This is a genomic window from Ruegeria sp. CDSC054 (assembly GCF_059610645.1).
The window spans coordinates 1-13,110 of record NZ_JBXWOA010000005.1; the positions used below are offsets into that span (position 1 = coordinate 1).

A 13,110-nucleotide genomic window follows, 5' to 3' on the forward strand; every position below is an offset into this window, starting at 1 on the left:
GCGCAAACAAACTCCCAGAACCAGAAGGCCTCACAGCCTGACCTGGTGCGTTAGGGCGCAAATAATGCGCCTTAACGCACCGGTAAATTGTCCAAGCGCCAAATTTGACCATGATGTCAACGGGCTAAATTTCCCCACTTTAAGGTTTGAATGTCTGAATGGCGCGTGGTAGCCGGGATATCCCAGCCGTTTACAGTGTGTGAATGTTAGCTTTCCGGGGCTTTTGGCTGGGCCCCTGAAAGCGGTTTTTGATATGGTATGACTTCAAAGCTAAGACCCATCTTAAGCCTGTGCAGCCCACAACGTGTGGTGGCCGGAGCGTTCTTCCTTCCTATGCTGGCTTACGCTTTTCCGCCATTCCAGATGTCTGATTTGCCATTTGTCATATGCTTCTTATTTTGGTTCGGGGTGATGGGCATCGCTGTGACGTCGACCTGGATGGCCCGAAAACTGATCCGCGAAACCGGGACTGTTCTGAACCTGCCGGTGCGTGACCTGGCAATCGCCCTGTTTGTTCTGCTGTTGTTTATCCCGTCCCTTTGGTTGCTGGGCGTGGTTCTGTTTTCCATTGGGGGCCACTCTGCACCCGGCATCCCGCAGGTTATAGGATACAGCGCCTTGTTTACTGCTGGCCTAATACTGACCAGCCGAGCGGAACGCAAAAGCGCACCACTATCATCCCCGGCACCGCGGCTTGCGCGACGGTTGCCTGCGTCTTTTCAGGGGCAGATTTATCGCCTGAGCTCGCGCAATCACTATGTGGATGTGGTCACATCTGAGGGCACCTTTGCGATCCGGTTACGGCTCTCTGATGCGGTTGGGGAAATGGAGCCCTTGCGCGGGCACTGTGCGCACCGCTCTCACTGGGTCGTGGATGAAGCAGTTGCAGCCACTGAGAAAGTAGCCGACAGAATTTACTTGAAGCTGGTGAATGGTGACCTGATACCAGTCAGCCGGAAGTACAAGCCGAAGCTCGAGGATGATGGGCTGATATGATCTTAGCGCGGCATTGGGATGATTTGCGGATGAGGGCCGGTCAGGATGGCCATTGCCCGGTCGCTCATCAAGTCACTTAGAACCTTCTCGGAACTTCGCAGCCCGCCTGTATAGGTGCCATAGGCCGGTAGGATAAGCCGTGCATTGTCCAGCAAAAACGCCGGGCGTGTGATCGTCCGACCGCGTGCCCTGATGCGGGTTTTGGGATGGTAGTGACCCGAGACTTCACCTTGCGCACCAAGTAGGGCGATATGTCGGAAAACCAGCGGACCCACCGTGTATTCAGCCAGATGTGTTCCGCCCAGATCTATTGGGCCCGGGTCGTGGTTTCCTTCGATCCAAATCCATTGTCGGCCTGCCTGAAGGGCCGTCAACGAAAGCTTCTCGGTGGTGCCCAATGCAGTCAACGCATCCAGATCGTCAAAGCTATCGCCCAGACAGATGACAGTTTGCGCGCCGGTTCTGTCGATGTCTACGGCCAGCCTGGTCAGGGTGTCCTGACTGTCATAAGGCGGAAGTGAGGGACCACCGCGTCGCGCCATACGTTCGGATTTGCCAAGATGCAGATCGCTGACGCATAGCAGGTTCCGGCTTGGCCACCACAACGCACCAGTTCCCAGAGCGCGCAGGTCTTGATCAACAAAGGAAAACGCCAAATCGTTCATGGTACGTTCTTTGCCTGTTTTGACCTCTGGCGCAACCTGATTTACTTCGTGTCCAGTCCCGCAGCCTGTAGCAACCGGGCGCTTTCCTCGGCCAACAGGCGTTCTTCGGCGGCACCTTTGACTGGTACCTTGCCAACCTCCAGAAACAACGGAGCAGCAAGCGGAGAGACCCGATCAAGCCGAACCAGATCGATCCGGTCGCCAATGCGTTCGATCATCGCCTCGATACGCCCAAAATCGACCAGGCCGCGCATTGCTTCCTCGCGGGTGATCTGCATCAGCAGGTGGTCGGGGTCATACTTCAGCAGCGTATCGTAAAGAATATCCGAGGAAAACGTAGCCTGACGCCCGCTTTTGCGTTGCCCGCCTGTATTGCGCTCGATCAGGCCTGCTATTGTGGCCGAAGCGCGAAAGGTGCGTTTCATGACAGCGTTGCCCGCCAGCCATGTCTCAAGCCCGTCACGCAGTTTGTCCAATTGGAGCAATGGGCTTGGGTCGGTCACAGCATCCAAGCCCCAAATCAGCGTCGCATAGTCGGTGGCAACAAAACCAAGCGGCGCCAACCCGGTTTCCTCCATCCGTTTGGTCAATAAAAGCCCAAGGGTCTGTTGCGCATTGCGCCCAGCGAAGCCGTAAACACACAGGTGTTCACGACCGTCATTGGGAAAACTTTCGATCAGCAAGCGATCCCGTTGAGGCAGTCGGGACATATCCCGCTGCAACGCTAACCATTCGGCCGTGTGGGCAGGTAGTTGTGGCCAGTCTGGCTGAGCGAACATGCGCAGGATACGGTCGCTGAGTTGGGTCGAGGTCGCGAACTTGGTGCCCGAAAATGTAGCGATCTTGGGCTTCTTGTCCGCCCGGCGGCTGACCTCGACCACCATTTCTCGCAGCCCCTCGTACCGTACGATCTGTCCGCCGATCAGAAACGTGTCTCCGGGCGTCAGAGAGGCTGCAAATGCCTCCTCGACCTCACCCAGCGGCTTGCCCCCGCGATTGCGCTTTAGGCGGACTTTCAGCGTGTCTGTGTCCTGTATCGTGCCCAGGTTCATACGAATACGCTGTGCTGCCCGTGGGTCTCTTAGCTGCCATTTCCCATCTGGCCGCTGCAACAGCCGCTGCCAGCGATCATAGGCGCGCAGCGCGTAGCCGCCGGTTGCACAGAAATCCAAACAGGCGTCGAACTCAGCGCGGCTGAGATCAGAATATGGCCCTGCTGCCGTCATTTCGGTGAACAGGGCATCTGCATCGAACGGACCTGCCGCAGCGGCGATGAGCATATGCTGGCACAACACGTCCCTTGGGCCCGGTCCGCGCGGTTCGCCATCCAGATCATGGGCCTTTGCCGCCTCCAACGCGGCGACGCACTCGACCACTTCAAACCGGTTCGCTGGCACTAATAGGGCTTTGGACGGGGCGTTGTAACGGTGGTTGGCACGACCAATGCGTTGAACCAGACGTTTGACGTTCTTGGGCGCGCCAATCTGGATCACTAGATCCACATCGCCCCAGTCGATGCCCAGATCCAGACTGCCGGTGCAAACAATGGCGCGTAGGTCACCGCGGATCATTGCAGCCTCGACCCGTTCGCGCTGTTGCCGATCCAGGCTGCCGTGGTGAATTCCAATGGGCAGCCCGTCATCATTGGCAAGCCAAATGTTGTGAAAGAATATTTCGGCCTGCGCGCGGGTGTTGTGAAAGATAAGCGTGGTTTTGTGTTGTTTGATCTGATCCAACACCGCAGGGATCGAATAGGCCGCCCCTCCACCGGACCAGGGCGGCATCTCTTGCGTCTCAAGCATTTGGATATCGGGGTCGGGGCCGGGATCAGCCTGAATGATCTTGCAAGGATCGGGGTGGCGGGCCAAAAACTGCGCGATGGCATCGGGGTCTTCGACTGTGGCCGACAGGCCGACGCGTCGCAGGTCAGGGCACAAGCTTTGCAAACGGGCCAGCGCCAACATCAACTGATCGCCACGTTTGCTTTCTGCCAGCGCGTGAATCTCGTCCACGATCACGCGCTGAACGCCTGCAAATATCCGCGGGGCGTCTTCGTACGAAGTTAGCAAGGCCAGGCTTTCAGGCGTGGTCAGCAGGATGTGCGGAGGGTCCACGCGCTGACGTTTCTTTTGCGTGGCCGTGGTATCGCCTGTTCGGTCTTCAATGCGAATGGGCAGACCGATTTCATCCGCCGGGCCGCGCAGGTTGCGGCGAATGTCGGCGGCCAACGCTTTGAGCGGCGAAACATAGAGCGTATGCAGGCCGGGGTGATCATTTTCCGCCAGTTCGGCCAGCGTCGGCAGGAAACCGGCCATCGTCTTGCCACCGCCGGTTGGCGCAATGAGCAAAGTGGCCGGGTCCGCAGCCCGGTCAAACATCTTTTGCTGATGTGGATGGATGGACCAGCCTTTGGCGTCAAACCAATCCGTGATCCGGGCGGGAATCTGCGTCATGAACGCAGACTACCCGGCCTGTCCCGGAAATGGCACGGCGTTATTTAACGATTGTTTCGTCTTTAACGAACATGTTGGCCCAGGCCCTGTCGATCAGGTCGGGGCTCATCTGATAGGGGATGCCCTCGAACTCGCAGATCGAGATCATCTGGTCGATCAGGAAGATCGGCTGATAGTTGGCGTAGACGTTGTTGATGGTCGGGTATTTGACCTTCAGCAAATGCACCAGAGCGGATTCATCCAGCGGCATGCCGCGTTTTCGCGCCACCATTGCGAAAATTTTCAGGAAGTCTTCTTGAACCGGACCACCGATCTTGATCTTGAAGAAGATCCGGCGCAGGGCCGCTTGGTCGAAGATCTCGTTCGGGTGGAAGTTGGTCGAGAAGATAACCAGTGTGTCAAAGGGAACCTCGAATTTTTCGCCTGATTGGAGGCCAAGAATATCCTTGTTCTCTTCCAGAGGAACAATCCAACGGTTGACCAGCGCTTGTGGCGGTTCCTGCTGACGACCAAGGTCGTCCACGATAAAGATGCCGCCGGTTGATTTCAGTTGAAGCGGCGCCTGATAGGTGCGTGCAGTCGGGTTGTAGACCAAATCCAGCATGGAAAGCGACAGTTCACCGCCCGTTACAACGGTCGGGCGTTCGCATTGAACATAGCGTGTGTCGAACCGTTTGCGGCGGCGCAGACTGTTGGGGTCATCTGCTTCCTGCTCGATCGCGGTGTGGACGATCGGGTCATAAACGGTGATGACCTGACCGGCATACTCGATGGCACGAGGTACATAGACGTTGTCCCCTAACGCGTCGCGAATACCGTTCGAGATCGAGGACTTACCGTTTCCCGGAGGGCCATACATCAGAATGGATCTGCCAGCGCTGACCGCGGGGCCCAGATGGTCCAGCAGGCTGTTGGGCAGAACCAGATGCCCCATGGCGCCCGTTAGCTGATCGCGGGTCACTTGAATATTTCGGATAGACTGACGCTTGACCTGTTCCCGGTAGACGTCCAGCGGAACCGGCATGGCGCCGAAGTACTCAGATTGGCTCAGCGCGTCCAGAGCGCGGGCTTTGCCGGCATCGGTAAGCTGATAGCCCATCTCATTGCCACTGTTGGCGTTCAGTGTGCCGGTCGCTTCGAGCAGCTTTTGTTCGCGGGCAATGTCCACAAGTTCTTGCGTGACCGCACCTGGCAAACAGACCGCTTCCGCGATTTCCGTGACCGTATCCACGTTCTTTCGGAATATCGTCTTAAGCAGAATGTCCCGCATCATCACGATGGGCAGTTTCATTTCGGCCATACCCTTAGGGGCAGGGGGAGCCATAACCGAGGTCGTCTGCATATTCATGAGCGTTGCCCGTCTATCCACTAATCACGCCAAAAGCCCCACACGGGCCACTTGCCTAAAATCTTAACCTGGTTTGTGTCAGCACCAAGGCACTGAAAAGGCGGACTGATGATAGTTTATGAGCCGGAAACAGTACCGAGAATCAGATAGATCGCCAGGCTGGCCCCCAACGGAAAACCCATCGGGAATTTCTTGCCCCGATCCCAGCTTTCCCAGTCCGGGGCAATTGCCCTAAGGCGCGTGTGTTTGGCCAGCCGATGTGTCACATATGCACCAAGCATGGCACAAGTGGCGATCAGCGTCATAAGCAGATAGTCACCGGCCCAGACAAAGGCCGAGGCGGCCGCTAGAAACTTGGCATCACCTGCGCCCATAACCCCAGCCGCGTTGAGCAGGATGCCAAAAAACAGAACGACAAAGATGTGCTGCAATTGCCATAGATAGGGCGGCAGCGTCAGGGCAATCGGACCAACGCCGCCGGTCGTCCACTCGGTGGACCAAGGTGGCAGCACAATCAATCCGACAACAGCAAAAATCGCGACCAAAGCGATCACGGCGTGATTTTTGATCAACATGCTACGCAGATCAGTGAAGGCTACGTACAAGCAGATCGGCAACACAAATGGCAAAAACCATGCGGCTGCCGTCGCAGGGATATTCATGAATCAGGCCTCTTCAAGCGCGCGAAGCGATCGAACGGCTTCCTCATAATGCTGCGGGTGGGTTGCAATGGCTTCGCGGAACAGGTTCTTGGCCGTTGTGATGTCGCCTTGCTTGATTGCAGAAATGCCCATTGTATTCAGTAACATGGCCCGCTCAACCTGCGTCAGAGGAACAACCGGCATGTTATAGTTGCCCTGCGCGGCCCGGGCCAGAACAAGGTTGTTCTTGGCGGTGAACAGCGATTTGTCCTGACGGATAGCTTCGGAAAACAGCCTTTCCGCATCCGCGTAGTCACCGCGCGATAGCTTGGAGTAGCCCCAGTTGTTCATAACGCTGCCAGGGCGCGTGGTCAGACCGACGGCTGTTTCGTAAAAGTGATCTGCGCGTTTCCAGTCTTTGCGAGAGTCCGCAACGACCGCCTCAAGGCGGTAACGTTGGAATGTCTCATAGGTTGGAGGAACAGAATCCAGCGTCGACTTGGCGGTCGACCAGTCACCTGCGCGGACCGATGCCGCGGCGTATTCGACCCGGTCGACGTTGCTCGCGCCTTTCATGGTTGTCACTTTTTTCCACGCCGAAGCGGCCTCGGTCGTGCGTTTGGCGCGCGTAAGAGAAATCGCGAGGCCCCGTTGCAGGTCGATCCGGCCGGGGTTTTTTGCAGCAGCACCTTTGAAATAGGTCACAGCCTCGTTCGGGTCAGCCGCGGTCAGAAGAACCTCGCTCAGGTTGGTTTCGTCAATGACGTCCACCTCCTGATAGGTGCGTTCGACCTTTTCTTCCTCGGTTTCTTTTTCGCAGGCGGACAGGACCATCCCGCAGATTACCATCGTTGGAATCAAGAATTGCTGGCGCATTTTTTGCGTCCCTTACTGCTCTTGCCAATGTTACGGGAGCTTGCGCAGCTTGAATTGCCCGTCGCCTTGCTGCTCCAGTGTATATTCTTGTTTTTCCGGGGTAGTATTAACAGGATTTTCCATTTTTGCGAGTGCTAAGCGTAGATTGTCTAAGATTGCGTCACTTTCGCCATTGTCCAAAGCAAAGGCGCGCCGGAACATCTGTTCTGCCTCGGGGTATTCGGCCTTTTCCATCAGCACAACACCAAGATTGTTCCACGCGATAGGCCAGTCAGGCTCATCCTCAATTGCGCGGCGCAGCAGTTCCTCTGCCTGCCCTAAACGCCTGAGACCCAGGTTCGCAGTCCCCATTGAGGTCAGGAGTTCCGTTGTCATCCCCTGATCCAGCGCGGCACGGGAAAAGGATGTCAGCGCCAGCTCATATTCGCCCGATGCCATCAGCCGGTTTCCGACTGTAACCGGATCAACAGCTTCGGCCTTAGGGTCGATGCCAGGAGCATCCAGATCGTTCGAAAGGCCTGTTTCTGTACAAGAGGCCACCATGGCAAGAACCAAGGTGGCCTGAAACGTGCGGCGTAGCCTAAACCGGATACACCTGAAATTTGAATTCATCGGGACATTATCCACCGGATCCACTGTTTGCAAAGTCCGCGATGCCTTTTGCCGAGGGGCCGACCAGAATGACCAGCAACGGCGGCACCGTCAGTATCATTGTGGCAAGTGTCATTTTGGTTGGCAACTTATTCGCTGCCTCTTCGGCGCGCATCACTCGTTTGTCACGCATTTCACCGGCATAAACCCGCAGGGCTTCGGCTATTGATGTACCAAATGTGGCCGACTGGATCATAACAGTCACGAACGAGCTGACGTCCTGAACACCGCAACGTGTGCCAAAGTCTCTGAGAACGCTGTCCCTGTCCTTACCTGCCTTCAGTTCGTGCGCGACGACTTCGAACTCTAGGGCGATATCCGGGTAAGAGACTTTCATCTCAGCCGCGACCCGAACGATTGCCTGATCCAGCGACTGACCCGCTTCCACGCAGACCAGCATCAGGTCCAGAGTATCGGGAAACCCTGCGACGATGGCTTCTTCTCGCTCGGCAACGCGTCGCGTTATCCAATAGCGGGGGAGGAAGTAGAACGCACATGCCGGGATCAAGACGCGGGTGGCCGTTTGAGTCGGTGTGAATTCTTGGCCACCGGAAAAAACCGTGACCAACAGAACACCAATCGCGACCCCGACCAAACCAAGGGCAAATTGGGCAAAGTGGAAAAAGCGCACCGCGTCCTTGGATTGATACCCCGCCTGGCGCAGCTTGAGTTCCATCGCGGACAGCTCTTCCTGATTCTGTGGTTCCAGGAAGTTCGCAAATTTCTGAAGCTGCTCGTTGCGACTGGCTTGTCGCAGTTTGTCCTTGTTGCCCTTCTTGCTTTCCTTGGGCGCTGCATTTGTACGTTGCAGTTTCTTGAGAGGGTCCTCTGGTTGGTTCAACATCAGTGGCACGGCCACCAAAATCATAAACAACCCCAGAACACCAACCACAATAAGTGGTCCGAACGGCCCCAAATGCTCGGTCAGGACTTCATTGATTTGGGTCAGAAATTCCATACTCAAGCCCTCAGACTTTGATGTTGGTAAGAATGCGCATGACGATCAGGTTCAGTGTCAGCATGATGCCCACAAAGAAGCACATCGGAATGAACCACTCGTGGTCAACAACCTCGTCATAGTAGCCCGGATCTTTCACCAGAATGAACAACAGGCAGAAAAGGGGGAAGCCAGACAGAAACTTGCCGGACCATTTAGCTTCGGCAGTGATCGCCTTAACGCGCCGGAACAAGCGAAACCGAGCACGGATAACTTGGGCCAAGCCCGCCAAAATTTCCGCCAGGTTACCGCCTGCCTGTTGTTGGATTCCGACAGCAACAGACAAAAAGCGCAAATCTTGCATCCCCAAACGTTCTGCCATGTCCTTTAGGGCTTCACCCACGTCGCGGCCATAGGCGCATTCGTCAGCGATGATACCAAATTCCGTTCCAAGCGGGTCCTGTACTTCGCTCGCAACAATCTGAATTGTTGAGACAAATGGGTTACCAACGCGAAGAGAACGAACCATCAGTTCAACGGCGTCGGGCAGTTGTTCCTCCATCAGGCCCATACGTTTCGAGGCTTTGTGGTTCACCCAAGCATAGACACCCCCGACACCGATCCCAATCGAAAGCGCAATCCGCAATACGGTATCCGTGGCCGTCCCGATACTTAACCCAACATAAGCAAAGCCTGAAACCAGCACCATGATCATAACCAACTGGCGTGGCGAAAAGGCGATTGCGGCCTTTTGCGCCTTGTCGGCCAACAGCGAATAGAGCGGGATGCTCTGGGTTTTCATATGCTGCTGCATTTCCTTGCGCAGCTGTTCCAGGACCTGCTCGCGTCCGACGCCTTTCTCAAGCATATCCAGACGCCGGTTCACACGGCTGTTCAGGCTGATGGACTTGCCAAATGCCACAAGATAGATGCCCTCGACCAGGAGAAGAACTCCTACGAAGATCACAACATAGATAAGAGCCTCTACGGGCAGTTGCATATCCGGATCTCCTTAGACGGTCGTAGGTTCGTAGATGGATGGAGGCAGGTCAAAGCCCCACAGACGGAAGCGTTCGGAATAGTGGCTGCGAACACCGGTCGCGGTAAAATGGCCAATGATCTTGTTGTCTGGCGTCAGACCAACGCGTTGGAACTTGAATATTTCCTGCATAGAAATCACGTCACCTTCCATCCCCGTAATCTCGGTGATTGAGGTCATCCGACGCGAGCCGTCCTGCAAGCGGCTGGCCTGCACAATCAGGTTCACAGCTGATGAGACTTGGCTGCGGACCGCTTTGATCGGCATCTCGATCCCGGCCATTGCGATCATGTTTTCGAGACGCGAAATCCCGTCTCGGGCCGAGTTGGCGTGGATCGTGGTCATTGAACCGTCGTGGCCCGTGTTCATGGCCTGCAGCATGTCGATCACCTCGGCGCCACGCGTCTCGCCAACGATGATGCGGTCAGGACGCATACGAAGGGCGTTTTTCAAACAATCGCGCGGGCTTACTTCGCCTTTGCCTTCGACGTTAGGGGGGCGGCTTTCCATACGTCCTACATGGGTCTGCTGCAGCTGAAGTTCCGCCGTATCCTCGATGGTCAGGATGCGTTCGGCGTCATCAATAAAGCTGGACAAGGCATTCAGCGTCGTCGTTTTGCCCGAGCCTGTACCGCCCGAGACGATGATATTCAGGCGCGTTGAAACAGCTGCCTGCAAATAGGCGGCCATTTCTTCTGTAAAAGCGCCGAAATTGACCAGATCGTCGATGGCCAGCTTGTCTTTTTTAAACTTACGAATGGAAACCAGCGACCCATCAACGGCGATAGGCGGCACCATTGCGTTGAAACGCGACCCGTCAGCCAGGCGGGCGTCAACATAGGGGTTGGATTCATCGACCCGACGACCCACGGCGGATACGATCTTGTCGATGATCCGCATCAGGTGCTTTTCGTCCTTGAACGTGACGTCGCTGATTTCTAGCTTGCCGTGCCGCTCGACAAAAATCTGCTGAGGGCCGTTTACCAAGATGTCGTTGACGCTGTCGTCTTGAAGCAGCGTCTCAAGGGGCCCCAGACCAGTGACTTCGTCATACAGTTCCTTGTTTAACTGCGACCGGTCTTCGCGGTTCAGAACGATATCACGAGATTCAAGGATTTCGCTCGAGATTGCGCTGATTTCTGCACGAAGTTCAGATTCTCCGGCCTTTTCAAGTGCCGCAAGATTCAGGTTTTCCAGCAGTTCCCGGTGCATCTCGATCTTGATTTCACCCAGGCGCTCTTTGCGCTTGCGATCCCGGTCCGAAGCGACCGGTTCAGCGGCCTTTTTTTGGATTGGGCGACGGGCGACGGCGTTTTCAGTGGATGCTTTTTTCGGAGCAGGCGTTTGTGCCGCAGCCTCAGGCGTAGGAGCAGCCTCGACCGGCTGCGCTGCTGGCTGCTTCTTGTATCTTGAAAACACGGCGACTACCCCTCTGAAATACGGTTACGCGGCTTCGGCGCTGCTGCTGCCCAAACTGTGAAGCGATTTTGCAAGTTTTGCGATTTCCCGACGCAGCGGGTTTTTGGCGGCGGATTTGGCCAGCGGCAATCCGTGATCACCGCTTTGCATGACGGGTTTGCCACCATCTGGCAATTGCAGGTCAATTGAAATGCCCAGGCTTTCGCCCATTCGCTTGACCCGGCCTTTGCCATTCAAGTCAGTGAATTTCGGGGCTCGGTTCAGAGCGAACCGGAGCTTGTTGAACGGCAGTTCCTCGGCCTGAAGGGCGCGTTTCAACCGCAGCGCGTTCTGAGCGGATCGCATATCCAGCTCGATCATGGCAAAGTACACATGTGCAGCCTGAAGAACCGTTTCCGACCAATGAACAAGGGTTGTCGGCATATCGACAACCACGTAGTCGAATTTCCTGCGGGCTATTTCGATGACGCGCTCGATGTCTTCGGGTGTGATCAGGTCCAACGGAACCATATCGGACGGTGCAGTCAGGACCTCAAGCTTTTCCTCATAGGTTTGTAGGGCCTGCGAGAAGACATCGTCGTCCATCGAGTTTGTGTCCGACAGCATCTCAAATATGGTTTCGCGTCGGGGAAGGTCCAGATAGGTCGACACGCTGCCGTATTGCAGATCCAGATCGATGACGCACACAGAAGGTGCCTCTTTGTCTGACGCAGTTGCCAGCTCCCAGGCGAGATTGACCGCCATAGTCGTTGATCCCACACCGCCTGCCAGCCCATGGACCACAAACAGCGCGCCTTCCTTCGAATCACCGTGAGCGGCAGGAGCTGTCGCAACCGCAGTCGCTGCTACCGGCTCAGGTTTGTTCATGCGCTCGATGGCTTCCTGCAGCTCTCCCTCGGGAAGAGGGTAGGGGACAAACTCGTCCGCGCCCTTGCGAAGTAGTTGGTGCAGAGATGCAGGTGTGACGTCTTCGGCGATCAGTACGATCTTGATCTTTTTCTCTTTGGCCTGCGAGATGATCTCGCCCATCAGAGAAAGGTTGTCCTCATCTTCTCCGTCAATGGCAAGCGCAACGAATTCAAGGCTTTCCGCCTCAGGTTGGCTGAAAAAAGCCAGGGCTTCGGCGAAGCCAAGGTCGCCCCAGCGTTCGCCCAAAATGGTTTCCATGTCCTCGATCAGAAGATCAAAATTTTGGACGTCACGGCTGATCGTGCAGGCCAGAATGGCAGTTCCGTCATCATGCGTTTTGGCGCTTGTCATTCACACAATCCTCGTCGTCTGGGCCTGCTCACTGCCCGAACATGTCTGGTTCGGTTCAGTTCGCTGTTGCCCGGCCGCGGCCAATTCGGGCCGCACTTCACCTAATTGTTGAAAAGATGGCTTGGAACTTAGGCAAGATTTTGGCGCAAAAGAACCAATTGTAGGGAAATGGGCGACGATGCCGCCCATTTCTTATGGATTATTCATCACTGCCGCCAGCATCGTCGCGCTGGATGTAGCTTTCCCTCGTGGCGCTTTCGACGTATTCGCGGTACACGATTTCGGCGTATTTGCCATCCAGAACCAGCGGATTGCGATCCAAAAAGCCCGACACTTCGGTGACCGTGCGCCTGTTGCGGCGATCTCGGTTCGGAGTGTCGATCAGAGGCCGCGTTTTCCCGAAGGAAACTACAGCTTCCAAACGCGACCGCGAGATCCCTTGCTGCGTCAGGAATGCAACGGCTGCGTTTGCACGACGTTGCCCAAGCGACTGGTTATACCCGGTTGAGCCAACGGCATCGGTATGGCCGTAAACGCGGAACCGTGCTTCGGGGAACTGCTTGATCCATGCCGCTTGCCGCAACAAGACCCGCTGCGCCTGAGCGTCCAGCTGAGAACTGTTAAACGCAAAATTGATCTGCGTTGGCACTTCTGCGGCAAACCGCTGGCCCAGGATTTGTGCGTATGTCAGCTCACCGTTCATGACCTGAACGTTGTTTAGAGTTGCGTTGCCAAAGGCGCCTTGGTCAGCTTCGTACCCCGCTTCACGTGTACACGCGGCAACGGCGACCGACAGACCCAGTGTTATGATCCACTTTTGCATTG

12 protein-coding genes are annotated in these 13,110 nt (G+C 56.0%); 1 reads left to right on the top strand and 11 read right to left on the bottom strand.

The window, feature by feature from the left end:
• The first annotated feature begins 411 nt into the window (after positions 1–411).
• Positions 412–996: a LytTR family DNA-binding domain-containing protein gene (locus AC2FGC_RS11640; RefSeq protein WP_496725971.1), complete on the top strand. Its 585-nt coding sequence runs from the start codon at positions 412–414 to the stop codon at positions 994–996.
• A 2-nt stretch (positions 997–998) separates the two neighbouring features.
• On the opposite strand, the gene pdeM is transcribed toward AC2FGC_RS11640, so the two are convergent.
• The 11 genes from pdeM to AC2FGC_RS11695 form a co-directional block, all read right to left on the bottom strand.
• Positions 999–1,661 (bottom strand): ligase-associated DNA damage response endonuclease PdeM, encoded by a 663-nt coding sequence (pdeM, locus tag AC2FGC_RS11645; RefSeq protein ID WP_496725972.1) that lies wholly within the window; start codon positions 1,659–1,661, stop codon positions 999–1,001.
• Between the two features lie 41 nt (positions 1,662–1,702).
• The gene (locus AC2FGC_RS11650) at positions 1,703–4,114 is read right to left on the bottom strand and encodes a ligase-associated DNA damage response DEXH box helicase (RefSeq protein ID WP_496782391.1); all 2,412 of its coding nucleotides are present in this window, start codon (positions 4,112–4,114) and stop codon (positions 1,703–1,705) included.
• Between the two features lie 40 nt (positions 4,115–4,154).
• Entirely contained in the window at positions 4,155–5,462 is a 1,308-nt protein-coding gene (locus AC2FGC_RS11655) for a DUF8689 domain-containing protein (RefSeq protein WP_496725974.1), read from the bottom strand.
• 116 nt (positions 5,463–5,578) lie between these two features.
• On the bottom strand, positions 5,579–6,124 hold the full coding sequence (locus AC2FGC_RS11660; protein ID WP_496725975.1) for a prepilin peptidase: 546 nt from the start codon (positions 6,122–6,124) through the stop codon (positions 5,579–5,581).
• A gap of 3 nt (positions 6,125–6,127) precedes the next feature.
• Positions 6,128–6,979 carry a tetratricopeptide repeat protein gene (locus AC2FGC_RS11665; RefSeq protein ID WP_496725976.1) on the bottom strand — a complete coding sequence of 284 codons (852 nt, stop codon included), beginning with the start codon at positions 6,977–6,979 and terminating at the stop codon, positions 6,128–6,130.
• Positions 6,980–7,009: 30 nt separating this feature from the next.
• A complete protein-coding gene (locus tag AC2FGC_RS11670; protein WP_496740612.1) occupies positions 7,010–7,591 on the bottom strand; it encodes a tetratricopeptide repeat protein in 582 nt (193 codons plus the stop codon).
• A 7-nt stretch (positions 7,592–7,598) separates the two neighbouring features.
• Positions 7,599–8,588, bottom strand: a complete 990-nt coding sequence (locus AC2FGC_RS11675) for a type II secretion system F family protein (protein ID WP_496780319.1) — start codon at positions 8,586–8,588, stop codon at positions 7,599–7,601.
• A 10-nt stretch (positions 8,589–8,598) separates the two neighbouring features.
• Positions 8,599–9,567, bottom strand: coding sequence for a type II secretion system F family protein (locus AC2FGC_RS11680; RefSeq protein WP_496725979.1), 969 nt, complete (start codon positions 9,565–9,567; stop codon positions 8,599–8,601).
• Positions 9,568–9,579: 12 nt separating this feature from the next.
• Positions 9,580–11,025, bottom strand: coding sequence for a TadA family conjugal transfer-associated ATPase (locus AC2FGC_RS11685; RefSeq protein ID WP_496740608.1), 1,446 nt, complete (start codon positions 11,023–11,025; stop codon positions 9,580–9,582).
• Between the two features lie 24 nt (positions 11,026–11,049).
• Positions 11,050–12,285, bottom strand: coding sequence for a CpaE/TadZ family protein (locus AC2FGC_RS11690; RefSeq protein ID WP_496725981.1), 1,236 nt, complete (start codon positions 12,283–12,285; stop codon positions 11,050–11,052).
• A 199-nt stretch (positions 12,286–12,484) separates the two neighbouring features.
• Positions 12,485–13,108, bottom strand: a complete 624-nt coding sequence (locus AC2FGC_RS11695; protein ID WP_496725982.1) for an OmpA family protein — start codon at positions 13,106–13,108, stop codon at positions 12,485–12,487.
• Positions 13,109–13,110: the final 2 nt, after the last annotated feature.